This is a genomic window from Bacillus infantis, assembly GCF_050107595.1.
Taxonomy (GTDB): Bacteria; Bacillota; Bacilli; order Bacillales; family Cytobacillaceae; genus Bacillus_AB; species Bacillus_AB infantis_C.
This window is the reverse complement of sequence record NZ_JBNILH010000015.1, coordinates 43,083-65,869: the sequence shown is the minus strand read 5'-3', so window position 1 is coordinate 65,869 and position 22,787 is coordinate 43,083. Positions and strand designations below refer to the sequence as shown.

General features: G+C 45.7%; 22 protein-coding genes and 1 pseudogene. 7 read left to right on the top strand and 16 right to left on the bottom strand.

The window, feature by feature from the left end; translation table 11 throughout:
- The first annotated feature begins 16 nt into the window (after positions 1-16).
- The 3 genes from ACQCVH_RS23445 (at position 17) to ACQCVH_RS23435 (ending at position 2,026) form a co-directional block, all read left to right on the top strand.
- The gene (locus tag ACQCVH_RS23445; protein ID WP_426838008.1) at positions 17-1,222 is read left to right on the top strand and encodes a DUF4085 domain-containing protein; all 1,206 of its coding nucleotides are present in this window, start codon (positions 17-19) and stop codon (positions 1,220-1,222) included.
- 166 nt (positions 1,223-1,388) lie between these two features.
- Positions 1,389-1,640: an AbrB/MazE/SpoVT family DNA-binding domain-containing protein gene (locus tag ACQCVH_RS23440; RefSeq protein ID WP_426838006.1), complete on the top strand. Its 252-nt coding sequence runs from the start codon at positions 1,389-1,391 to the stop codon at positions 1,638-1,640.
- Entirely contained in the window at positions 1,640-2,026 is a 387-nt protein-coding gene (locus ACQCVH_RS23435) for a type II toxin-antitoxin system PemK/MazF family toxin (protein ID WP_426838005.1), read from the top strand. The genes ACQCVH_RS23440 and ACQCVH_RS23435 overlap by 1 nt, the downstream gene beginning before the upstream one ends.
- A gap of 45 nt (positions 2,027-2,071) precedes the next feature.
- On the opposite strand, the gene ACQCVH_RS23430 is transcribed toward ACQCVH_RS23435, so the two are convergent.
- The 5 genes from ACQCVH_RS23430 to ACQCVH_RS23410 all read right to left on the bottom strand — a co-directional run bounded on the left by ACQCVH_RS23430 (position 2,072) and on the right by ACQCVH_RS23410 (position 9,025).
- A complete protein-coding gene (locus ACQCVH_RS23430) occupies positions 2,072-3,133 on the bottom strand; it encodes a DmpA family aminopeptidase (RefSeq protein WP_426838004.1) in 1,062 nt (353 codons plus the stop codon).
- A 138-nt stretch (positions 3,134-3,271) separates the two neighbouring features.
- Positions 3,272-4,507, bottom strand: coding sequence for a methyl-accepting chemotaxis protein (locus ACQCVH_RS23425; protein WP_426838035.1), 1,236 nt, complete (start codon positions 4,505-4,507; stop codon positions 3,272-3,274).
- 301 nt (positions 4,508-4,808) lie between these two features.
- Positions 4,809-5,018 (bottom strand): excalibur calcium-binding domain-containing protein, encoded by a 210-nt coding sequence (locus tag ACQCVH_RS23420; RefSeq protein WP_426838034.1) that lies wholly within the window; start codon positions 5,016-5,018, stop codon positions 4,809-4,811.
- Between the two features lie 234 nt (positions 5,019-5,252).
- Positions 5,253-7,082 carry a coiled-coil domain-containing protein gene (locus ACQCVH_RS23415; protein WP_426838003.1) on the bottom strand — a complete coding sequence of 610 codons (1,830 nt, stop codon included), beginning with the start codon at positions 7,080-7,082 and terminating at the stop codon, positions 5,253-5,255.
- Complete coding sequence (locus tag ACQCVH_RS23410; RefSeq protein ID WP_426838002.1) at positions 7,082-9,025, bottom strand: efflux RND transporter permease subunit; 1,944 nt, start codon at positions 9,023-9,025, stop codon at positions 7,082-7,084. The genes ACQCVH_RS23415 and ACQCVH_RS23410 overlap by 1 nt, the downstream gene beginning before the upstream one ends.
- 264 nt (positions 9,026-9,289) lie before the next feature.
- On the opposite strand from ACQCVH_RS23410, the gene ACQCVH_RS23405 reads away from it, so the two are divergent.
- Positions 9,290-9,859, top strand: coding sequence for a TetR/AcrR family transcriptional regulator (locus ACQCVH_RS23405; protein WP_426838001.1), 570 nt, complete (start codon positions 9,290-9,292; stop codon positions 9,857-9,859).
- A gap of 144 nt (positions 9,860-10,003) precedes the next feature.
- Here ACQCVH_RS23405 and ACQCVH_RS23400 read toward each other — a convergent pair whose 3' ends face one another.
- The 6 genes from ACQCVH_RS23400 to ACQCVH_RS23375 form a co-directional block, all read right to left on the bottom strand.
- A complete protein-coding gene (locus ACQCVH_RS23400; protein WP_426838000.1) occupies positions 10,004-10,447 on the bottom strand; it encodes an NUDIX domain-containing protein in 444 nt (147 codons plus the stop codon).
- Positions 10,448-10,574: 127 nt separating this feature from the next.
- Positions 10,575-12,626 carry a DUF5643 domain-containing protein gene (locus ACQCVH_RS23395; protein ID WP_426837999.1) on the bottom strand — a complete coding sequence of 684 codons (2,052 nt, stop codon included), beginning with the start codon at positions 12,624-12,626 and terminating at the stop codon, positions 10,575-10,577.
- Between the two features lie 101 nt (positions 12,627-12,727).
- Entirely contained in the window at positions 12,728-13,579 is an 852-nt protein-coding gene (locus ACQCVH_RS23390; RefSeq protein ID WP_426837998.1) for a DegV family protein, read from the bottom strand.
- Positions 13,580-13,662: 83 nt separating this feature from the next.
- Positions 13,663-14,199: an HXXEE domain-containing protein gene (locus tag ACQCVH_RS23385; protein WP_426837997.1), complete on the bottom strand. Its 537-nt coding sequence runs from the start codon at positions 14,197-14,199 to the stop codon at positions 13,663-13,665.
- On the bottom strand, positions 14,187-15,323 hold the full coding sequence (locus ACQCVH_RS23380) for an anti-sigma factor C-terminal domain-containing protein (protein ID WP_426837996.1): 1,137 nt from the start codon (positions 15,321-15,323) through the stop codon (positions 14,187-14,189). Before ACQCVH_RS23380 ends, ACQCVH_RS23385 begins: the two co-directional genes overlap by 13 nt.
- Complete coding sequence (locus ACQCVH_RS23375) at positions 15,316-15,819, bottom strand: sigma-70 family RNA polymerase sigma factor (RefSeq protein ID WP_426837994.1); 504 nt, start codon at positions 15,817-15,819, stop codon at positions 15,316-15,318. Before ACQCVH_RS23375 ends, ACQCVH_RS23380 begins: the two co-directional genes overlap by 8 nt.
- 251 nt (positions 15,820-16,070) lie before the next feature.
- On the opposite strand from ACQCVH_RS23375, the gene ACQCVH_RS23370 reads away from it, so the two are divergent.
- Both ACQCVH_RS23370 and ACQCVH_RS23365 read left to right on the top strand, forming a co-directional pair.
- The gene (locus tag ACQCVH_RS23370) at positions 16,071-17,357 is read left to right on the top strand and encodes a phytoene desaturase family protein (protein WP_426837993.1); all 1,287 of its coding nucleotides are present in this window, start codon (positions 16,071-16,073) and stop codon (positions 17,355-17,357) included.
- Positions 17,347-18,207 (top strand): RNA polymerase sigma-70 factor, encoded by an 861-nt coding sequence (locus ACQCVH_RS23365; protein ID WP_426837992.1) that lies wholly within the window; start codon positions 17,347-17,349, stop codon positions 18,205-18,207. Before ACQCVH_RS23370 ends, ACQCVH_RS23365 begins: the two co-directional genes overlap by 11 nt.
- 71 nt (positions 18,208-18,278) lie before the next feature.
- Here the strand turns inward: ACQCVH_RS23365 and ACQCVH_RS23360 are convergent, their stop codons facing one another.
- Both ACQCVH_RS23360 and ACQCVH_RS23355 read right to left on the bottom strand, forming a co-directional pair.
- Positions 18,279-18,881 (bottom strand): hypothetical protein, encoded by a 603-nt coding sequence (locus ACQCVH_RS23360; protein ID WP_426837991.1) that lies wholly within the window; start codon positions 18,879-18,881, stop codon positions 18,279-18,281.
- Positions 18,882-18,978: 97 nt separating this feature from the next.
- Positions 18,979-19,377, bottom strand: a complete 399-nt coding sequence (locus tag ACQCVH_RS23355) for a hypothetical protein (protein ID WP_426837990.1) — start codon at positions 19,375-19,377, stop codon at positions 18,979-18,981.
- A 748-nt stretch (positions 19,378-20,125) separates the two neighbouring features.
- Here ACQCVH_RS23355 and ACQCVH_RS23350 point away from each other — a divergent pair.
- Positions 20,126-20,254: pseudogene (locus ACQCVH_RS23350) on the top strand (excalibur calcium-binding domain-containing protein); the annotation flags it as partial.
- Between the two features lie 112 nt (positions 20,255-20,366).
- On the opposite strand, the gene ACQCVH_RS23345 reads toward ACQCVH_RS23350, so the two are convergent.
- From ACQCVH_RS23345 to ACQCVH_RS23335, 3 genes are all read right to left on the bottom strand, one after another.
- Positions 20,367-20,699 carry an antibiotic biosynthesis monooxygenase family protein gene (locus ACQCVH_RS23345; RefSeq protein ID WP_426837989.1) on the bottom strand — a complete coding sequence of 111 codons (333 nt, stop codon included), beginning with the start codon at positions 20,697-20,699 and terminating at the stop codon, positions 20,367-20,369.
- Between the two features lie 82 nt (positions 20,700-20,781).
- Positions 20,782-21,417 (bottom strand): O-methyltransferase, encoded by a 636-nt coding sequence (locus ACQCVH_RS23340; RefSeq protein ID WP_426837988.1) that lies wholly within the window; start codon positions 21,415-21,417, stop codon positions 20,782-20,784.
- 203 nt (positions 21,418-21,620) lie between these two features.
- Positions 21,621-22,649 (bottom strand): siderophore ABC transporter substrate-binding protein, encoded by a 1,029-nt coding sequence (locus tag ACQCVH_RS23335; RefSeq protein ID WP_426837987.1) that lies wholly within the window; start codon positions 22,647-22,649, stop codon positions 21,621-21,623.
- Positions 22,650-22,787 lie beyond the last annotated feature (138 nt).

The following is a 22,787-nucleotide window of genomic DNA, read 5'->3' as shown; positions in this document are numbered from 1 at the left end:
AATGATTCGAGGTGTCATGATGTGGAATTTAGCAACCGAAGCCAAAGAAGAATTCTTAAAGCATAACCTCCTTCCCATTCCTGAAACGGACTCTGATTGGGATTACGCATTAAGAGAAGCCAAAGAGGAAGGAGAAGATATTCATTCCCGCCTGGAAGATGAACTGAAAAATATAAAAGCAGAACTGCTGACTGTGCTCCCGAGCCGCTTTGTTCCTTATGTTGAGAATGGAACGCTAAATCAACCGGCGCTGCCAAAATCTGTCCGCGAGGATTATCTTCAGTGGATGCGCAATAGTGACAGGGAGTTTGAGCAGGTTTTGGATGCAGCAAATGAGCAGACTAAACAGGCAGTCGCTTTATTATCACCTGCTGTCCAAGAGGTTTTTGCTGATAGCCTCCATGACGCCATCATTGAGCGAATTGAGCGGGAGAATGACCATCTTCATCTCTATATCAATACAGAAAGCGGTTTTTCCACCAAGCCTTATATTCACTTCACTTTCCATAATATTATTGAGGAGGAATCAGCGGGACAGCTGCAGACCGGCCAATGGCTGATTTACTATGAGCTCCAGAAAACCGCTGCCGGCTTCGCTTTCCGTGTTCTGTTTGAATGCCCGGATGTCCAATGGACCATTCATATGAAGGACCTGACAGTTCGGTATTTTTACCGCCCGGTGCTTTATACGAGATTAAAAGATGAAGGAAAATTAGAAGATATGCCGATTGGGGAATATATCGCACAGCTGGAGCAGAATCAGCGCTATTGGCTGGCTGCGCCGGATGTGATAAGCGAGGTAAGCAGTTTGGAGGAACCTGTTCTTTTAGCAGATGGGAAGCTTGAAATTGATCAGAAAAACACAGTGGTTAAAACCGCAAGCCGGCAATTCACCTATCCTTTGGAGGAATATAATCCGATCAGCTTCATTTACACTGACATCGACGAAGACCCGTACGCGCACTTAAAGGAGCCTGTCCCGCCGGAAGAGCTTGAAGCTGCCATTTTCAGCGGAATCCCTGAACAGCAGGTCCGCGCCTGGAATACCATGTACACCAGTCCTGAAGAGAATGCAGAGACGATCAATCTAATCATGGAGAAATTGGAGTTTACAGAAGAAAATGAGATGATGCTGTTTGTTTATGCAAATCATTTTTATAAAGCTGGGGTATTGAGTGAAGCTAATATTAGTAAGTACAGAGAATTGATTGAGCAGAATTAAGAGCCTTGCCCCGGAATAAATGCATCTGGGGACAGGCTTTTTTTATGTGTATCGTTCTTTGATCATGTGTATATACTATGTATATACTTATTCGACATGAGGTGATACAATGGATTCCAGGAAGCGCATAAACTCGAAAACAAACCAAAACAAAGGAGTTGACTATATGTCCACTGTTGTTGCGCAAAAGTGGGGAAACAGCTTGGGCATCCGCATCCCTAAAGAGGCTGCTGACAGATTAGGCATTATCCAGGGTTCCGAAATGGAACTGAGTGTTGTTGGAAGTGAGAATATCATCACGCTTAAACCTAAGAAACCGAAGAAGAAATACTCACTTGAAGAATTAATCTCACAAATTACTCCTGATAATCGGCACAAGGAAGCCGATTATGGAAACGAAGGGCGTGAATTGATTTAATGCCGCAGGCTATACCAGGGAGAGGCGATCTTGTTGTAATTGATTTCAATCCACAAGCTGGCCATAAACAGGCTGGAAGAAGAATTGCGATCGTTCTCACCCCAAAATCTTTTAATAAAGCCACTGGATTTATTGCTGTCTGTCCGATTACCAATCAAAAGAAAAATTATCCCTTTGAAGTTGATTTGCCAAAAGAGGGGATCTCCCCTGATGATGACGGCATGCCAATAACCGGGGTTATATTGAGTGATCAAATAAAATCACTAGACTGGACCGCGCGCAAATTGAGAATTCTAAAGCACTATCATTCAGAAGCTGCGCAGGCAGAACTATTAGACGATATAATTGAAGAGTGTCTGGCAAAGATAGGAACGTTTTTAACATAACACCCTGCCTAAGGCAGAGATTGATATGTCAAAACTTATGCCTCTTTACACCAGCCGAATATCATACTCCCGCAGCAAATCACTTAAAGCCGGCCGTACATTCCCATCCCGGCCCACAACCCGTGTTGCCGCCGCCAGGGAATTCAGGACAGCTTCTTCCGTTGCCTCTCCAACCGCTCTGAAGGCCAGATCAATATCCTCTTCATGTATCATGGAAATCTTCAGGCAATCCGCCGGTTTTTCATGAGGAATTTTCGCAGCGGTCGAATAGCCGATGACAACCTCTCCGCTTCCCGTCCCAATGATAGACCCAGTCCGGGACAGTCCTGTTACCGTCCTTTTAATGATTCGATTCAGCTGCCTCTCCGACAAAGGCAAATCTGTCGCGACAATAATGATGACCGACCCTTTATCCCTCTCCTCCTGAGCCTGGATAGCCTCACTCAGCTCTTCCCCGACCGCTTTCCCATTCACCCGAAGATCCTTTAAACCGCCGAAATTCGTCAGCACGAGGACGCCCATCGTATATGTCCCATGGTCCATTTCCATCAGCCTCGAGCTGGTCCCGATGCCGCCCTTCAGCGAATAGCACAGCATGCCGGTGCCCGCTCCAGCGGTTCCCTCTTCCACCTCAGCTGAGGCATTCTGCAGAGCTTGGAATACATGCTGCCGCTCTACAAACCCAGCCCGGATATCATTCAAAAACATATCATTGCACTCACACACAACCGGATTTACTGTTCCGGTCGTCCGGCCGATTTCGGGATTTTGCTCCAGCATATACTGAATCAAAGCATCCGCCGCTGTACCGAGGCTCAGCGTATTGGTCAGGATAATCGGGGATTCAAGCGTCCCCAGCTCATTGATCTGAATGGTCCCCATGCTCTTCCCAAACCCGTTGATAACATGGGTCGCGGCAATCAGCTTTTCTTTAAAAAGATTCCCCGGATGCGGCACAATTGCTGTGACACCGGTTTGTTTGTCCGCATCGCTCAGCGTTGTATGCCCCACAGTTACACCTTCCACATCTGTGATGCTATTGCGCGCACCCGGTTGAAGGGTCCCTATTTTTACTCCATAGTCTCTGATTCTTTTTTTGGCAGGCATTGCGGCCCTCCGTTCTAGTGGCGTTTTTTTTAGTTTAGAATAATTTCTGCCGGCAGTAAATGAAAAGTGCCGGCCCAATATGGCCGGCTCCTCTCTAAAACAATATTAGATCCCATTCCCTTTCATTATGTAAAAGGATTACACTGTAAACTTACTCAGTTCCTCACTCAATTCACCGGCCATCTTATTCAATCTTCCCGCAGCAGATGTTATTTCTTCATTGGAAGCGGACTGTTCTTCCAGGGAGGCGGCGACATGCTGGACACCTGTTGAGGCCTGCCTGGCAATGCCGGCAATTTCCCTGATGATTTCCCCGGTACGTGCTGATGTTTTCCCTACACTCTCAAGCGCTTTCAGAGAGTCTGTTGACTGCTTGCCGATTTCATGTACATAGCCTGCAATGTCTTTAAATGCTTCGCCTGTTTCATTCACCATAGTCCTGCCATTGTCTACAATCTCTGTGCCTTTATTGATGGATTCAACGGCATCGGCTGTCTGATCTAAAATATTCTCGACCAGCTTTTTGATGCTTTCGGCCGCTTGTCCGGATTCTTCGGCAAGCTTTCTTACTTCCTCAGCCACAACGGCAAACCCTTTTCCTGCATCCCCTGCCCTAGCTGCCTCAATGGAAGCGTTCAGCGCCAGCAAATTGGTTTGATCAGAGATGCCTTTGATCAGCGTCACCATTTGGCTGATTTCTTTAGATTTGTTTCCCAGCAGGTTTACAATGCTGGATGATTCTTGAACAGACTCTTGAATTAAGTCCATTTTTGAGACGGTATTGCCAATCAGCTTCATTCCCATATCTGCCTTGGCGTTCGTCTCGGCAATCATTTTAGAGACTGATTGAACGGACGAGGCCATACTTTTCATTTCATCATTAATCAATCCTGCAGAGTCCTGAAGCTCCTGTGTTTTATTCACCTGATATTCGGAACCGGATACAATGTTTTGAAAGGTGGCGGAAATCTGCTCTACAGATGCGCTGCTTTGTTCTGTGCTGACCTGGAACTCTTCCGAATAAGCAGAGACCTTGGAGGCGGTATCATTTGTTTTCGCAACCACCTGCCTGAGATTATCGATCATCACATTGAACGATGAGGCCAGCTGCCCGATTTCATCTCTGGATCTATCTTTAATCTGGATGCTCAGATCCCCTTCGGCCCCGGATTTTGTTGCTTCCAGCACCTTTTTCAGACGGTTGGTAACCAGGAATGTCGTACATAATGAAATGATTAATGTCGACACCAGCAGCGTCACACAGGTGCTGACAATGACGCCAAAGCTTCCGTCAAAAACACCTTTCAATTGCCTGTTGATAAGTTCGGAAATAGGCGTGCTGATCAGCAGACTGACAATCACCGCAAAAATCATTTTAACTTTTATACTGCGCTGAACATTTACGATTTCTTTGAAAGTTCCCGACTTGTTGTTATTATCCATTGTTCTAGCCCCTAACCTTATTGAATTCTTCATGTATCATTATACCTATATCCATATACCTAATATATGATTGTTCAAAACCTATTTTAGATATTTTTATAGCAAAATATCAAATTATTTGTTTCATTAGACCTAATTCAATGTTCCGCAGCTGACTTAAATTTGTTAAGCCATGGGGACAGGTCCCGTGGCCCGGTATTAAAAAGAGCCAAGGGGTCTGTCCCCTTGGCTTTTATTTTTCACAAGCTATATTGTCGCCATCCCGGTCCTTTGTTTTATTTGCATCATACAGAGCCTTGGAGACATATGGTTTATATTTAGTTTTTCCGCCCTTATTTTTATCAGAAGAAGAACGGGCTACTCCTCCTTTATAATCTTTATTTAATTCTGTGCAGTTTTTATAGGTTTTGGCAGCTGCCGGTGTTTTAGCTTCTGCGTTCATAGAGAAGGAAACACTTAAAATCAATAAGGATGAAATGACTAGAGCACTGGATTTTTTCATTTTAGATTTCTCACCTTCCATATTTTAACTTATCATTATAATAATCCAATATACCCCTCTATTACAATACTTTGATAGAAATGCAGTCACCTCATAACTCTGTCCCAATAAAAGCCATGGGGACAGGTTCGGTGGCCCAGTATTAAAAAGAGCCAAGGGGTCTGTCCCCTTGGCTTATGAAAACAAAGCCTTCAACCTGGCCCAAAACCCTTGCGGCTCTTCTTTAAGCTTTTCAACTTCTTTTGTTTCTTCCTGTTTAATGCTTTCTGTTTTTAACACAAACTGAACGGAGTTCACTTTCTCGTTCTTAGGCGATACGAAGGAAACGGGTTTGAAGTCGCTTTTGTCATATTCTTCGAGCATCCCTTCAACTTCTTCCTTCATTTGTTCAGGCAGATCCCTGGTAGCTTCGTATAATTCAGCAGTCCCGCCGTGGAGTGCGGCTGCACCGTCAGAGAGTTCCCCTGTTCCGTCAGCAATGCCTGCAATACCGTTATGCAGTTCAGAATATGAACCTGCCAGCCTGCTCAATCCGCCAGTGTACTCCTCCAATCCAGAATGGAAGGATTCGTAATTGGCCGCAAGAGCATTAACGCCTGCCTGAAGCTGTGCCGTCGCATCGGCAGCATCTGAGCTGTTCAGTGCCTGCGAGAGTCCTGCTGCCATAGAATCCAGATTCTTGGCCATTCCTGTCAGAGAACCACTGACCTGTTGCAATGTCCCGCTGACAGCGGCAAAGCTGCCTTGCCCAGCTGCAAAGACTCCTTTGGCATTTTTAGCAGCTGCATAGGTCTCAAGCAATTGCGCGACCACATTCGGATCGGCGCCGCTTTGTTTCAGCTGCTCGATCTGTGCCTCGGATATCTCAGAGTTCGGAATGCCATCCATTGCTTCATTCAAGCTATTGTAAGAGGCACTAAAGGCCAGCTGCAATTCTGCCAGGTTCTTGGACACTTCCCGCAGGCCGGCTGCGGATTGGGAAAGTCCGTCCTGCATCTTTTTCAAATCGCCGAGCCCCATATCTCCAGCGCCGCCGCTCAAGGACTGATTCAGCTTTTGCAAAGCCTGCTCAATGCTCTTGGAGCCGCTGACCAGCTTAGATGAAGAGCCATTGAGCGCCACTATGCCATCTTGGTACTCCCTGGAGCCTTTGCTGAGCTTGGCGGCACCGTTTTGCAATTCCGAAGCTCCGTTCTGCAGCTGCCCCACTCCGTCATTGACTTCTTTGATTGCCTTTGTCAGTGTATCCATTTCACCCGTCATATCATCGATGTCAGGTGCGTCAATCGGGAGGGAAGACGGAATCGCTGTGATATCAATGCCTTCAAGCTCAAAATCCGCCACATCTGCCTCAAGGGTCAGTTTCCCCTCTTTTTCAGGCATCACAGTGAATGTCGCCTGCTTGTTTTTTCCGGCATTGACAATCATCCCGTCAGGAGCCTGGATATTGGTGAATTTCTCCCCATTCAGCGGGAAGGAAATCTGCAGCAGATAGTTCTCGAAAAAGGAAGCTTCTGCACTTTCATTTCGGGAGGTTTGAATCTCAATCTGCACATGGCCGCTTTTTCCAGCCAATTCTTCCGGTGCGGTTTCCTGTCCATCCAATGTATACGAAATGGAAACATTCCATGGCAGGGCTGCTTTATTCAAATCACCCTGATAATAAAACTTTCCTTCTTCTTCAGCCGTCACATTCACCGCTGCGTCTGACTTCTCAATCGGCGACATGTCCGTCAGATTTTTCAGGTTCGTATAGGGGCCATAATCAGTCACTTCCCCAGGTTCTTCAATATTTAAAATGTTAACCACATAAACTTCCTGATTTTCACCTGCAGGGCTGAGCTTTGCATACACCACTTCGTCCTTTGAGGAGAGTTCCCCCGTTTCCTGGGAAATCTCTGCCCCTGACTTGCTGCCCGCTGTATCAGCTGAAACGAGCAGGGCTGGCATCATGAGCAGGATGCTGGCAAAGACAGCTAAGAGTTTTCTTATTCTCCTCATCATCACTTCTCCTTATAAAAGTTTGCTTTCCATGTTGTTTTCATGATCAATTTATCGAAGATCAGCAGGCACGCCGGCAGGAAGAACACAACCATGATCAAGGCCAGCAGCGCTCCCCTTCCAAGCAGCAGCCCGATTGAGGCAACGATAGGATTCGATGACGTAATCCATAAGATAAAGCCTACACTTGATAAAATGGAGGCTGAAATGCCGATCGAGAATATTTTTTCATCCATCGTTTTCTTGACCGCTTCAAGCGCAGACATTTCCTGCCGGTCCTCTTTATAGGCATCCGTCAGCAGGATCGCATAGTCGACAGTCGCGGCCAGCTGGATGATGCTGACGAGCAGATAGCCGACATATACTAATGAAGAATCTGTAAAATATGGGACAGACAGATTGATCCAGACGGCTGTCTGAATGGTCAGCAGCAGGATTAATGGAATCGAGATCGACTTAAAGGTTACAAACAGTACGAATGCGACCGTCAAGAGAGTCAGCAGATTGACCAGCGTGTTGTCTTTTTTGACCGTGTTTTTGATATCATACAGTGTCACGCTTTCCCCGACTGAATAAACCTTATCTCCGTACAGTTTTTCAGCAGTACCCTGGACCCGCTCGATCAGCTGGAACGCCTCGTCACCTTCTGTTTTCGTATCTGTCTGCAGGATGATCCGGCTGTAATTTTCCGAGTAGAATTGTTCGGTGATGCTGGGATCCAGATACTCTGGAGGGATGGCTGCACTGACGGTGTTGACGTACGCCATGACACTCGTCACATGGTCAAGCTTTTCCAGATCGCCGACCAGCTCTTCTTCCTTGGCCGTATCCCCTTTCGGTACAAGCAGGACCATTGGCGTGCTTTCCCCGAACTCTTCTTTAATTTTCGCAAAATCGCTCCCCGCCCTTGTCGACTCCGGCAATTCGCCAACTCCATAAGTGAAATTGGTCTTGCTTTGCGCAAGAAAGGCCGGGACAATCAGAATGGCGACAATCAATAGAACCGGCACCCGGAACTTCAGTACAAAATTCCCCTTGCCGCGGATGTATGGCAGCAATGGCTTATGCTGCGTCTTGTCGATCCATTTATAAAAGAGCAGCGTCAATGCCGGCAGGAACACCATTACACTGATGAAGCTCAGTAAGATCCCTTTGACCAGGTTAATGCCAAGATCCGATCCGATTTCAAACTCCATAAAAGCAAGAGCGATGAAACCAAAGAAGGTCGTGGACGCACTGGCTGCAATAGCGGAGAAGGATTTCTTCATCGCCAGCTCCATTGCTTCCCGAGGATCTCCCACCTTTTTCCGGTAATCGTTAAAGCTGTGCAGGAGGAAAATCGCATAATCCAGCGAGACTGCAAGCTGCAGGATTGGGGCGACCGACTGGGTGACAAAGGAAACCTCCCCGAGAAAAATATTCGTCCCCATATTGATCAGCACCGACACACCGATAGCGGTCAGGAACAGCAGCGGCTCCACCCATGATGTCGTGGAAACCACCAGAATAATGATGATGATTGGCACCAAAAAGGCGGCCGCATACATCGATTCCGTCCCGGCCATTTTCTGCTGTGTGGCCGTATTCAGCGATTCCCCCGCCATCGCATTATCTTCGCCGATTAGGTCATAAATGCGATCGGTAATCTGAACTTCTTCTCCTTCACGGATGCTGAAAGAGAACAAGGCATACTCATCTTTGTAATAGTCGTCTACCGTATTCGGGTCCGCCATTTCAAGCGGGGCCTTGATATCAATCACATCATCCAGCCACATGACATCAGATACACCGTCAATCGCGGCCAGCTTTTCTTTGAAAGCAAGAGCTTCCTGTATGGTCATGTCCCGCATCATCACCCGGTTCGTCGGGACATTTCCTTCAAATTCCCGCTCCATCACTTCCATGGCTTTAGTCGACTGAGCGTCCTCCGGCAGATATTCCTTCATATCATAGTTCACCGACACAGTGAACTGCGCCAGGGCGCAAAGCACAGTCAAAACTGCAAACGTGATGGCAACGGCTTTTTTTTGTTTAAGTATTCGTGCAGCAATATTGATGCGTGTTCACCCTCTCTTGCCCTTTTTTTCTATACACTTTATCATTATATAAACACGGTGTTGCCTATTCAACGAACAGTTATCTAACTTCCGTGGTATTCCCAACATAATGATTAAAAGTGTTGGAAAACGCAAAAAGAAAGGAAACTGGTTATGACCTCTCCCAAAATGGACAGACGCAAAAAATATACGATCATGGTATTGAAAGACAGCCTCATGAAGCTATTGAAGGACAAGCAGATCTCCTATATCACCGTCAAAGAAATCTGCAGTCTCGCCGACATCAACCGCTCCACATTTTATTCCCACTACACCGATCAATATGACCTCCTGGACACCATCGAAGACGAAATCATCCAGGATATGCAGGGCTATATGAGCCAATATAATTTTGAAAAAGAAGACCAGGCCCTCCAAATGATTGAAAAGCTGCTCGAATACTTCGCCAGTAAACACGAAGTATGCACCACCCTCCTCAACGAAAAAACAAACACAACCTTCGAAACAAAAGTCATCAACTTCGCCCATCAGGTCTTCATGACCAGCTGGCTTGCAGACACCGCCTATGACGAAGACCTCTCCGAATACCTAAGCACCTTCATCATCAGCGGCAGCATCCATGCGATTAAAAAGTGGCTGAACAATGGAATGGATCACAGTCCCAGGGAGATGGCGGAGATTATTAATGGGGTGATTAATCGGGGGTTGTTGGGGGTGCGGTGAGGGCGGTGGGCCAGGGGGGCGGGTTCCTTGGCCCAGATTCGGTGGGCCAGGGGGTCAGGTCCCTTGGCCCGGTTTCAAAAAGAGCCAGGGGGTCTGTCCCCTTGGCCCGGTTTCAAAAAGAGCCAGGGGGTCTGTCCCCTTGGCTCAAAATGCCTCAGCAAATAACACCTTACTCTCCTCATGCGCCAGCCGCTCCAGCACCTCATCCCTCCCCAAAAATTCAACTCCATCAATCTCACTGTCCTCCGCTTTCAATTCAAATCTGTCCCCCAAATACTCAACCACAAACATCACCGTTTCCTGCCGGCTCCAGCCTGTTTTCTCTGTAAACTCCCTATCAAAAGCAAAACAGATCTTTTCATCCAGCTGCTTTATAACCCTATATTCAGCAGATCCTGTTTCCTCTGCCAGCTCTCTTAAGATTGCAGCCCTCAAACTTTCATTACTTTCTTCTACACCGCCTTTAGGAAAGTCCCACTCCCCTTGCAAATGCCGATCAGAATCCCTTAAAGAACTTCTTTTAACCTTATATACCAAAAGGTATTCCTCTCCCTGAAATACGATGGCTCCAACTGCATTTCTAATCATTTAGCATACTCCTCCCTGCTTGTTGAGAGCCAAGGGGACAGACCCCCTGGCTCAGTCTCAAAAAGAGCCAAGGGGACAGACCCCCTGGCTCAGTCTCAAAAAGAGCCAAGGGACCTGTCCCCTTGGCTCATTTATCCAGCTTAACTTTTATAATATTATCCAGATTTCTTGTTGTGCTGTATCCGTAGATTTCTAGGCTTTTAGGGACTATATTGTCCCCGGGTATTTCTATTTTTTCGTAAGTGATATAATGACGGGGATTTTCGAGTTCCAGATAGATGCTATTCGTTATTTTCTTCATGTCGTACTCTTCGCCATTTTTATCAACAAAGACTCCTTCAGAGCTCATAGTCATTGATTGATTGTCGCCTTCTTCTGTCATAATATTGAAGTGCAGCGACTCATACGCCCGATTTTTAATTTCATTATTGCTGATGACCACTGTAGTGGGCCTTCCGATGTCCAGCTCCTCAATCTTAATTGTGCTGCCTGCATATTCAAAGGTTTGAGGATAAGTATTTGAAGCATCGAGGGCAATGGTTTTATAATCGTTTATTGATAGATAGGCCCTATTAAAGTGGATTTCCACTTCATTTGTCTCAGTCTCAAATATGGGCTCAAAGTATGACTGAAAACTTTCCCATGAACCTGTTGCATAGCCGCCGCCATATGGATTTAACTTCAGCTTTTCACCGTTCATTTCCAGGCGGATAAAATCAATCATGTCTATCCTTTTCTCTTCCTGTTCGTTTTTGATGACATATTGCAGAACAGTGGACGTTGGCGCAATGATCAGTTTTTCCAGCTGAACAGAGATTCCTTCAATATTTATTTTCTCTTCCATTGGATACTCTGTTGAAGGCAGTTTTGTTACAGGTACTTTTATATTCCAGTCTCCTCTTTTTTCGTAATCACTGGATTCATCATAGCTGATGTCAGCTGGTGGTGAGGAATCACCCGCTATTCTCGCCAATTTTGATATTTCAAGGTTGAGCGTCTTGCTATCCTCTTTTAGCGGCGGAAGACTGATTTTTCCATGGAAGACATTCTGTTTTTTCTTATTTAATTCCGAATCCGGATCAGGGGGCTGGTATTGGGGATAGATTTCATTACTTAAAATCTCCCGTTCATCTTCTACAGACAAACCGTCCCCATAATTGATAACATATTGTTTATTATCCTCAGTGTCTTCGATTTCATAAAAAATCAGCGTCTGAAACTCATCAGCAACCACACTCTTAATCTTGATTTTCACCCCATTGCTTTCCGCTTCAACGTTCAGCCTTTCCCCCAGGTCTGCCTTGAGAAAAGCCCGCAGCTCCGGGTCTTCCTCTGTCCACTTATAATAGGCATCCGCAAAAGCCCCTGTGAAAAAACCCGTACACATCACTAAAACAAAGACGCTGGCAGCAATAAAAGCAATTCTATTCCGTTTGCCAATCTTTTGCTGCCTGCCTTTTTCCGCATCAGCAATACGTCCCTTGATGCCCTCCATAAACCCGGCCGGCACCTGGAATTCCTCTAGTGTTTCTGTAAACTGCAATATCACTTCCTGAAAAGAAGCCAGATCCTCCTGGCAATCCGGGCAGTGGTACACATGCTTTTCAAACTCGATTTTCACTGGGCGTTCCAGGTTTCTTTCGAGGTAATCCAAGTAAAGTCTTTGATACTCCGGGCAGCCGTTAAAGTTCTCTCCGCTACTCTGCTTTTCTCTTAAAGACTGTATTCCGTCAGCCAGGAGGTCCTTCATTTGTTCTTGTGAAATCTGAAGCAGACTGGCTGTTTCTTCAATCGATAGCCCTTTGATATATGTAAATATCAGTGCCTCTGTTTCCTGCCCGTTCAACTGTCTAAGAGTCTGGAATAGCTCATCATGCTGTCCGCCTTCTTGTGAAATGTCGGAGCTCTTTGCGGCCGCAAACTCTCTGCACTTATGTATAAAAATTGCTGTCACACACGCCTCGAATGACAATTTGTTTTTTACTTTAGGAAGATCCATTTGAACTTTCAATATGGACTGGTAATAAAGCTCTTCCAGCTGCTGTTCGTTCCCAAGATAAGACCAGCCTAGTACATAAAGAGACCGCTGATGCTTCTCGAACCAATTAACAATCGACTCTAAATCATTTTGAATAATATTTGCAGGTAAATCAGCATTCACTCTCTTTGGGATGATCAATACGTTCCCCCCTCAATTTCCTAATTATACCTGTTAATGAGCCACGGGGACAGACCCCCTGGCCCAAACTCAAAAAGAGCCAAGGGACCTGTCCCCTTGGCTCACACTTCTAATCCTGCCACTCCAAAGCCGCCGGCGCCGGAGTGCGTGGAGATCATGCCGCCTGCTTGGATCCACATTACGTTTTTGAATCCAGCATCTGCCGCGATTTCGTCCATCCGCTTTTTGATGGTTTCATCAAGGCCGATTGAATAAATGAAGTAAAGCTGCTCTCTGTCAATCTTGTAATCATTTAAATAATCCTGCATTAGTTTTTCAGCCACAGTGCTCATTTTCCCGCGGTATTTTTTCGTTGAGACGAGCTTTCCGTCAACTAATTCTATGCATGGCTTTATTTTTAATAGTGTTCCGCCAAGGTACGCCATATTGCTTACACGCCCGCCCGCTCTTAAAAAATCCAGGCTGCCCGGGATAAAAGCAAGCCTGGACTTCGGCACGATGCTTTCAATTTTTTCAACCAGGGCTGCAGGTTCAATGCCAGGTTCTTGTTCCAGCTGTTCTGCTGCGTATATGACAACGGCCGCCAGTCCGCCTGTCACGTTCAGGGCATCAATCAGGAACAGATCTTCAAACTCTTCCGCTGCGATCACGGCATTCTGAAAAGAAGAAGATGCTTTGCTAGTATAGCCGATGTGGATAATGATGCAATCAGGATAATCCGCTCTTATCTTCGCAAAAAACTCCTCGTATTCATAGGCATTGGTCGACGTCGTGGAGGGGATTTTCTTCGTTCGTGCATAATAATCATAAATATCTTCAACCGGCAAATGGCCATCCAAATAATCCGTTCCATCCATAATAATGTGCATCGGAACCACCTGCACGTTATACCTTTCAGTTAAATCAGCCGGTAAATCAGCGCCACTTTCAGTCGTTAGAATGATCTTTCTCACTTATTTCGCCTCCTAATTAGGAGCCAGGGGGACAGACCCCCTGGCCCAGTCTCAAAACGAGCCAAGGGGTCTGTCCCCTTGGCTCAAAACAGCCCCAAAATTAATTTCGATATAAAATGCGCAGCCAACGCCGCCGGCGCCTGCAAAATAAATCCCAGGATGAGATACCCTAAGAACCTTTTTACTGTCAGCAGCCTTTCAGCAATCAGTTGCTTTGCTGTGAAAAATGAATAAGGAAAGATGATTAATAGACTGGTCACAATCCCAGGCACATAGCCTTTGAAAAAAATGAATTGAAAAAGATGGCCAATTCCATTGGCAAGCAGAATTCCCGGTATTAAAAAGGAGATAAAAACAACTGGCTTCATCCCTAAAAAGGTTCTACCGCCTGCCGCTTTAAAACAGCCAATCGAAGCCACGACCCATAACAGCGTAAAAGCCAGCGAGAATTCCGCTGCTGTCACATGAAATGGAATGATATCCGAGTGGATGCCGAGAAATTCCTCAACCGTTAAAATCTCTTCTATATCATGAAGCAGATAAAGAAATGGAAACAATAAAATAAGCTTCTTTAGAAACGAAGGGACAGGCTCCCTGTCCCGCTCCACTACCAATTCCACAGCCGCTTCTCCCCTATCTTCGCGCTCCCCACCCAATCTTCCTCTTTTAGCTTCAAGAGTTCCTTTGATGGACCGGTCACAACAGCCCCGTAGAGCCGGACGCCATTTTCTTCAATATAATCGACTTTGGTTTTCAGCTCTTCTTTTGTTTGCCAGTGGAGGGACCGGGTCCTGCGTTGATATTCTTCAATCAAGTGGAGGGCTTTCAAGAATTCGGCTTCCCTTTTTTCACCATCACCATATGAGTCTATGCTTTCTGTTTCGCTAATTTCTGTAGAATATCCTACTAATAATCCTTTTTTCTCTTCTCTCGAAACTTTCTTAAAGTCAGATTGGAAGCCATAGCCTAAATAAGGGAAGCCAAATGGCTCATCGGGACCTATCGGATTGCTCTCACGCTCATTTTCTCTCCCAGTATCTGCAGCCATCCAGACGGGCATCATCTCTTTATCTTCCATCTTTTTTAAAAATTCGTCTGTGCTCATATAGTCTGTGAAGGTGATATATAATTCCGAGACAGTTCCCTTGGGCAACTTTTCCAGCTGGTCGAAGCCGTCCGTAATCTTATAGTTCACTACATTCTCGGGATAAAAGAATTGCTGGCGATCTGATAGGCCATTCGGCAATCTAAACGAAAACCATCCAAGAAGGAATTTTGTCTTGAAGCGATCAACAGTTTCCTCCTCCCTGCCTATCATTTTGCGAAGTTCCCCATCGTAAGTCATGGTAAATGCACCAGTGTTCATCCCTGTGCTACCTATCCTAATATTAGGCTGGGTTGTCTCTACAGCCGCCTTAATGGCATCTGCATATATTTCTTGCCGATCCGGCTTTCCCCATGAATAAAAAATGGCCGAAGTAACCCAGCCCACAATCAGAAACAGCAGAAGCAATGATAAAGCCGTCCACGCATTCTGCAGGCGGGCCTTCCACTTTCCTTTCTTGACCAGCTTCTTCTCAATCGAAGGTCCCTTTTCCGTTTCCTCTTCCGACCCCATCAATGAATCTAAATAGGATTGATATAATTCCATTTTATCCAATTCTTTTTCCACTTCTTCAGTTTCTTCCTTAGAAAGCAGCCCATTACTATAATCCTCAAGCTTTTTCTTAAAATCCTCACTCATCTTCTTCACCCCTCTCAAAATCGCGCAGCTTCTTCCTCGCACGGAACACCAGCAGCCTTGTATTTGATTCTGATACACCTAAGATTTCTGACGCTTCCCTGTATGTAAAATCATGCACGGTCACAAGAAGCAATGCCTGCTTCTGCGGCTCCGGCAGCCTCTGCATCCGTTCGATCACCTCACCCAGCTTTTCCTGCTGAAAAACGCGATGCTCCATAGATGCTCCAGTGTCCTTCAGCCCAGTGAAAAACTCATCAGATGTAATGCTTTCTTTTTTCCGCTTCCGGATATGGTCTATATACGCATTCTGAGCAACCCGGAAAAGCCATGGCCTGACCTTCTCCTCATGCAAATCTTCAATATGCAAATACGCGCGGTAAAACGTCTCCTGCATCATATCCTCCGCAGTAGCACGATCCGCTGAAAGAGACAGCAAATAGCGCAGCACATCCCTCGCATACTCCTCATACAAACCATCCAAAGACAACTTCGCCATTCGCCACCTCCCTCTGCAGTATACACGGATGAAAAAGGAAATTGTTTCATGAAAAACAACATTTTTTGTGCTGGGCCATGGGGTCAGGTTCCCTGGCCCAGTCTGAGCCACGGGGACAGACCCCCTGGCCCATTTCAAAAAGAGCCAAGGGACCTGTCCCCTTGGCTCCCCCAAAAAGATCTGAGGCCCTCTGGTCACAAAATTCCCCCTTCAATCGTCTTGAGAATGAATTTAATACAGGAGGGATATTTATGACTCAGAATCACTGGGATGCTGTCATCATAGGTGGCGGTTTAGCAGGTCTTGTTTCCGCAGTTGTTCTTGGAAAAGCAGGGATGAAGACTCTGCTGCTTGAAAAAGCGAAATCTGCCGGAGGACGTGCGAAAACGGATATCATCAGCGGGCATTATTTTAACATTGGACCGCATGCACTTTATAAAAAAGGCAAGGCAGTGCCCATCCTCAAAGAATTGGGTGTGGAGATCAATGGCCGTGCGCCTAAATTAGGCGGCTTGTTAATGGATGGCCACGAATCTTTTACGGCGCCTTTTTCACCGAATGGGGTCCTTCAATCAAAACTACTAAGTTGGAAAGAAAAAATAGAATGGATAGGGATCCTGCGCAAGGTTCAGAAGCTGCACCCAGGGCAATACAGCAATCAAACCTTCCAGCAGTTCGTGGAAGAAACCACACAAACACCTAACATCCAGAAACTTCTTTTTACACTTGGACGCCTTGTGAGCTATTCCCATGCCCCCGAACAAATCAGTGCAAGTGTCATGCTGGCCCACATGCAAATCGGCATGGGCGGTGTGATCTATGTGGATGATGGATGGCAATCCATTATTGACCAGCTGTACAACCAGGCGGTTACTAACAATGTACAGATCCGGACCAGTGCAAATGTGAATCAGCTGATTGCATTGGACAGCGGCCAGTGGCAGGTGTCCGTCCACAATCATGAACCCGTCCTTTGCAATAACATCATTTATAGCGGCCCCCCTCAAGCACTGAATGGTCTGCTCGGCGAATCCGGCAAGCTCCCTTTCAATCATTTTGAACCTATCAAAGCGGCCGTATTGGATGTTGCATTAACCAAGCTCCCCAATCCGGAAAATTTATTTGCGATGGGAATCGAAGCACCCTACTATTATTCTGTTCACTCTAACTACGCCCGGCTGTCACAAAAAGGAGAAAGCACCATTCTCCATGTCCTGAAATACCATCATCCTGATGAGTCCATTGATGTTAGGGAAGAAAAAAAGAAGCTCGAGAATTTTTTAGAGGTATTACAGCCTGGCTGGCAGAAATATATCATTACGAAGAGATGCCTTCCGCAAATAACGGTGAATGCCCGCCTGCCAAAGGCTGAAGACGCATCGCTATTTTCCCGCGGCTGCGCCATCCTCCCCGGGCTCTACGCTGCCGGAGATTGGGCCTCACCGTCTTTCATACTGTCAGAGGCTGCAGCGGAAAGCGGACAACAGGCTGCTCTGGAAGTGATTGATAAAGAAATGAGGGTAAAGCATGCAAATTAGCAATGAAGATTATGTGCTGTATAAGCCATTATTATTTTCTCTCGGCTACCGCATGACAGGCTCCATCTCGGAAACAGAAGATCTGATCCAGGAAACCTTCCTCCGGGCCTATCAGCTGCCTGAACTGGAAGTTAAGAACAAGAAGGCTTATTTATGCAGAATGATGACAAACCGCTGCATTGATTTTTTAAGATCCGCCAAGGTAAAAAAAGAGCAATATATCGGTCCATGGAATCCAGAGCCCCTCCTGCAGGCCGGGGACCCTCGCACCGATCCTTCGGAAATCTTTATGGAGAAGGAGTTTTTAAGCATCGCCTATTTACGGATGATGGAGCATCTCACCCCTCATGAGCGGGCTGTTCTGCTGCTGCGGGAGGCATTTGGTTTTTCGTATGGGGAGATTAGCAGAATGATTGAAAAAACGGAAGATAACTGCCGCAAGCTGTTCAGCCGCTCCAAGCAGAAGATGGCTGCCGCTGAAGGAGAAAGCTTGGATTATAAAAAGAATCTATCATTGATCCAGCGCTTCATCCTCGCTTTCCAAACAGAACGCACAGAAGACCTGCTCGAACTCATCTCAGAAAATGTCACACTCTACTCCGACGGCGGCGGAAAAGTCAAAGCCGCAGTACGTCCGATTCTCACCCGCCAGCGGGTATTGGCCTTCTTACAAGGAATTACACGTAATTTACCCCATGAAGTGCAGTTCACTCTCACCACTGTCAATGGCCAGCCTGCCATGGTCAACTATATGGACGGGCACATCCACAGCACCATAAGCTTTTCGATCTTTGATGATTGTATTGCGGAGATTTATATTACTATGAATCCGGAGAAGCTGGGGGGATAGAGCCAAGGGGAACCATGGGGACAGACCCCTTGGCCCACTTTAAAAAGAGCCAAGGGGTCTGTCCCCATGGCTCAAAATTGTATTGGACTATAAAGGCCGAAAATAATAGCAATAACGAATGAAAGTATAACGGATATAGCCATTTGCTTACCTGTCCTGTAAAAAATGATGCCTAGAACCATATACATCATTAACTCTTCTACATAAGATACATACACATAAAATAGACCTATTCCCAGGGAAAGGCTTAATAAAAGTCCCATCGGGAGAGCTGGCAGGACAAACGCTAGACGCGGGTCATTCTTAGATTTCCAAACAACAATTGCCAAGAAAGGCGATGCAATAGCTGCACTGCCCCACAGAAGAAAATAACTCGTTGGAAAAAAGCCGAATAAATAGGCAGAATACACATAGTAACTTATCAGCATGCCGATGAAGAACAGGAACGTATTCAGAGCCGCTCGTAACAATGTTTTACTATACGCAGCCAAAATCGTCCCGGTCAATACCCAAATGCCGGGCCTCGTAAAAATATCCGCTAAATAGCTTAGAAAATAACTCCCCCAACGCCCATCAACAGAGACTGTATCCAAATACTTGGCTATTGCCCCCAGCAATAACCCAAAGACCAAGCTTAGGATATACCCTGGTATTTTTCTAGTTAATTTAATCATAAAGCACCTCAATATGGGACAGATCCCTTGTTTTGAACCATGGGGACAGGTCCCGTGGCCCAATCTTAAAAAGAGCCAAGGGACCTGTCCCCCTGGCTCACCTAAACTTACCAAGACCCATATCCCCAAACTGATAATAAATATAATAGAGGAAAAAAACTGCATTGCATAGCAGCAATAAGTGAAGCAAATTCTTTCGGATTTTGCTTTTCCATAATAAAAATACCACTATGAAATTTATTAACATAGGACCGAAGGTATAGCTCATTCTTTCATCGATAAGAGAAACCGCATTTGGTCTTAGCCACAGGATGAATTCTTCTGAAAGTTGGGCTGTGACGGAAAATATAATGAGAAGCCAAAATAAGATTAACAAGATTAGTTTTTTAATTGTCATTCCCAGCCTTCTATCCAATTCTTTTACTATTAATATCACTGTATCATAAATGAAGAGCCACAGGGACAGGTTCTCTGGCCCAGTTCTAAAAAGAGCCACGGGACCTGTCCCCCTGGCTCTCTACTTCATTTTAATAAAACCCCTTAGAAAAAAATACATTTTCTCCCAAAGTGAATGTATGGTATTATGGTTCTACTACACATAGGGAGGATACATCTTGAAGTTTGTAAGATTAATATTGCTGATCATCTCTGTTCTATTTTTATTATTTTGTCTAGTCGGATCCCAAAGAGCATGGATAGGCATCATCATTTTCTTTGTGGGATATCTTTTGAATAAACTTTATCAACGAGGCCAGATTCAGTTTTCCAAATCTAAATATCTAATTGCCCTGGGTTTGATTTCAGCATTCATTCTCACACTGACTTCTCCATCTGCTACATCAACTGAGAAGGAAAGCGCAGCAGATCTAAACGTAAATAAGGTCGCAGCAACAGTTGACAAAGATACTGCTGAAAAAGAGGCAGCTGAGGAAGCGAAAAAGAAAGAGGAAGCCGCTAAATTAGCTGAACAGGAAAAACAGGAAGAGGACAAAAAAGCTGCTGAGCAAAAACGCCTTGAAGAAGAGGCACAAAAGCAGGCTGAACAGCAAAAATTAGAAGAAGAGAAAAAGAAAAAAGAGCAGGAAGCTGCACTTGAAGCAGAACGTAAAAGAAAAGAACAAGAAGCTGCTTTAGAGGCGGAACGTAAACGCAAGGAGCAGGAAGCCGCATTGGAAGCCGAGCGTAAACGCAAAGAACAAGAAGCCGCCGAGGCAGCTGCAGCTGCTGAGCAGGCAGCAGCCCAGACAGAATCATTTGCGAATTGTACAGAATTAAGGAAAGTATATCCGAATGGAGTGGACTCCAGCCATCCGGCATATGATTCAAAACATGATCGCGATCATGATAATTTTGCATGTGAGAGAAGCAGATAATCTGCTTCTTTTTTTGTACCAAGGGGACAGGTCCCCTGGCCCATCTCGAGCCATGGGGACAGACCCCCTGGCCCATTCCAAAAAAAAGCCAAGGGACCTGTCCCCCTGGCTCTCACTCAACCACCGTATAATTAGTAACTTCCATATCAATTACATACTCAGGCTTCGGCGGCTTCCCGCCATTCTCTTTAATCTTGTTCTTATGCCCGGCAATATGCTCCGGACTCTTCTCCCATGCCTTCCATGCCTTTTCAGATTCCCAGCGGATGATCATGACCACCTCTTCTTCTCCGCGGCGGGCATTATTCACCATCAGCTCACGGCCTATGAATCCTTCTCGCTGCTCAATCAGCGACGGCCCATCACCCGGCTTCTTTTGAAAACGATCAAGAATCTTATCAGCATTTCCTTCTGTTAATGTCCATTTGCGTATTTGTACAAACATTTATATCCCTCCAATTAGTAAGCCATAGGGACAGACCCCTTGGCCCAGTTTCAAAAAGAGCGACGGTACCTGTCCCCTTGGCTCACTTCACCCTAGATATCGTCAGCCCGTCCCCAATCGGCACCAGTACAGACTCCAATCTCGGGTGGTCTGCAACAGCTTGATTGAACTTTTTCATAAATTCAGTATGGCGTGTGCGCTCTGCCTTTTCGTCTGCTACCGTGCCTCTTGCGAGTACATTGTCACAAACAATCAATGCTCCCTTTTCTGCCAGCTGAATGCAATGCTCCAGATAGTTCTCGTAATTCTCTTTATCTGCATCAATGAAGAAAAAATCGAATTTCTTATTATCATCGACGAGCTGGTCCAGGTTTTCCAAAGCCGGTCCAGTCAAATAAGTTACTTGCCCGCCAAAGCCCGCTTTTTCGAGGTTGCTATGGGCCAACTCTGCATAGCTTTCCATCAATTCAAGGGAAGTCAGCTTTCCTTCTGCGTCGAAACCCCTGGCAAGGCAAATTCCGCTGTACCCTCCAAGCGCTCCGATTTCCAGTACATTTGTAGCCCCAGAAATAGAGACAAGCATTGTCAGCAGCTTTCCAGTGGAAGGTGAAACAGAGATAGACCGCATCCCATTTTCCACGATGGATGAAAGAACTTCCTCCAGCAGGGAATCCTCCTTATAGAACACTGAATCAATATAATGATTTATCCGCTTCAATGAAATCACTCAATTATGTGCCGAGGGGACAGGTCCCCTGGCCCAGTCTCAAAAAAGTGCCAAGGGACCTGTCCCCCTTGGCACAATCTCAGAAAGAGCCAAGGGACCTGTCCCCCCTGGCACAATCTCAGAAAGAGCCAAGGGACCTGTCCCCCTGGCACAATCTCAGAAAGAGCCAAGGGAACCGTCCCCTTGGCTCACTTTTATTTCAACTCAGCTACAATCTCTTCGATTTTCGCTAGCTCAGACTGGAGTCCGCCGCCGCCCAGGTACCAAAGCGGGCCATCGAGGTATACGATTTTTTTGTTTTTGTATGCTTCTGTTTTCTTGACGATGTCGTTTTCCATATCCTTATCGATATTAGATTCGCCGCCTATTGCCGCTGTACGGTCGATGACGAACAATACCTGCGGGTTGAATTCCAGGATTGCTTCAAAGCCGAAGTTTGATCCGTGGGATGAAGACTCGATATTATTAGTTACCGGCTTGAATCCATAGATATCGTAAATGTAGCCGTAGCGGGAGTTTTCAGCAAATCCGGATAATTTCCCTTCGTTATACATAGTCACTAATGAATTTTCATAGTTTCCAGACAATGTTTTAACTTCCTCTAAAGCTGTATCGATTTTTGCAAGATATTCTTCTGCTTCAGCTTCTTTGCCGAACATTTTTGCTGCTAGGTCAACAGATGACTCAAATGTGCCCCAATAATCTTCCTGAGAAGTTCCGACGAACACAACAGGTGCGATTTCTTTCAGTTCTTCGTAGAATGCTGATTGGCGCCCGGAGATGAAGATAACATCCGGATCCAGTTCTGCGATGTCTTCAAGGAGAGGCTCCTTCAAACCGCCGACGCTTGAATATTCATCAGAAGAATATTTCTCAAGATGTGCTGGCAGAGTATTGTCTTTCGCAACGCCTGTGATTCCTTCAACACCCAGCGCATCCAGCGTATCCAGGAAACCGAAGTCAAATACGACGATATTGTCTGGCATTGATTCAAATTCTACATCTTCAAAGTTATAAGACTCCCCGCCTTTATCCCCTTCAATTGAAGCCACTGTCGGAGATACCGTCATTGGGTAAGCACCGTTCTGCTCCGCAGCTGCCCCAGAAGTCTGCTCAGCTGCAGGCTTAGCTTCTTTTTCACCTGAAGCTTCCTCGTTAGATCCACATGCTGCAAGCATTAATGAAGCAGCTAAAAGAGCACTCGCGAATTTCCATTTTTTCATCTGTCTTTCTCCCCTTGCTATGTATTTGATATTTGATGATGATAATCATTATCACTGATAACAATTCTCATTATAGATGCCCCAAATCTCAAAGTCAACTAGTTTAATAAATAATTTTGATTTTTTGTAAAAAAAAGA

Bases quoted from the DNA above. Each gene is read 5' to 3' on its own strand.
- ACQCVH_RS23445 (WP_426838008.1), top strand. From the start codon at position 17: ATGATGTGGAATTTAGCAACCGAAGCCAAAGAAGAATTCTTAAAGCAT.
- ACQCVH_RS23440 (WP_426838006.1), top strand. From the start codon at position 1,389: ATGTCCACTGTTGTTGCGCAAAAGTGGGGAAACAGCTTGGGCATCCGC.
- ACQCVH_RS23435 (WP_426838005.1), top strand. From the start codon at position 1,640: ATGCCGCAGGCTATACCAGGGAGAGGCGATCTTGTTGTAATTGATTTC.
- ACQCVH_RS23430 (WP_426838004.1), bottom strand. From the start codon at position 3,133: ATGCCTGCCAAAAAAAGAATCAGAGACTATGGAGTAAAAATAGGGACC.
- ACQCVH_RS23425 (WP_426838035.1), bottom strand. From the start codon at position 4,507: ATGATTTTTGCGGTGATTGTCAGTCTGCTGATCAGCACGCCTATTTCC.
- ACQCVH_RS23420 (WP_426838034.1), bottom strand. From the start codon at position 5,018: ATGAACGCAGAAGCTAAAACACCGGCAGCTGCCAAAACCTATAAAAAC.
- ACQCVH_RS23415 (WP_426838003.1), bottom strand. From the start codon at position 7,082: ATGATGAGGAGAATAAGAAAACTCTTAGCTGTCTTTGCCAGCATCCTG.
- ACQCVH_RS23410 (WP_426838002.1), bottom strand. From the start codon at position 9,025: ATGAAGGAATATCTGCCGGAGGACGCTCAGTCGACTAAAGCCATGGAA.
- ACQCVH_RS23405 (WP_426838001.1), top strand. From the start codon at position 9,290: ATGACCTCTCCCAAAATGGACAGACGCAAAAAATATACGATCATGGTA.
- ACQCVH_RS23400 (WP_426838000.1), bottom strand. From the start codon at position 10,447: ATGATTAGAAATGCAGTTGGAGCCATCGTATTTCAGGGAGAGGAATAC.
- ACQCVH_RS23380 (WP_426837996.1), bottom strand. From the start codon at position 15,323: ATGAGTGAGGATTTTAAGAAAAAGCTTGAGGATTATAGTAATGGGCTG.
- ACQCVH_RS23375 (WP_426837994.1), bottom strand. From the start codon at position 15,819: ATGGCGAAGTTGTCTTTGGATGGTTTGTATGAGGAGTATGCGAGGGAT.
- ACQCVH_RS23370 (WP_426837993.1), top strand. From the start codon at position 16,071: ATGACTCAGAATCACTGGGATGCTGTCATCATAGGTGGCGGTTTAGCA.
- ACQCVH_RS23365 (WP_426837992.1), top strand. From the start codon at position 17,347: ATGCAAATTAGCAATGAAGATTATGTGCTGTATAAGCCATTATTATTT.
- ACQCVH_RS23360 (WP_426837991.1), bottom strand. From the start codon at position 18,881: ATGATTAAATTAACTAGAAAAATACCAGGGTATATCCTAAGCTTGGTC.
- ACQCVH_RS23345 (WP_426837989.1), bottom strand. From the start codon at position 20,699: ATGTTTGTACAAATACGCAAATGGACATTAACAGAAGGAAATGCTGAT.
- ACQCVH_RS23335 (WP_426837987.1), bottom strand. From the start codon at position 22,649: ATGAAAAAATGGAAATTCGCGAGTGCTCTTTTAGCTGCTTCATTAATG.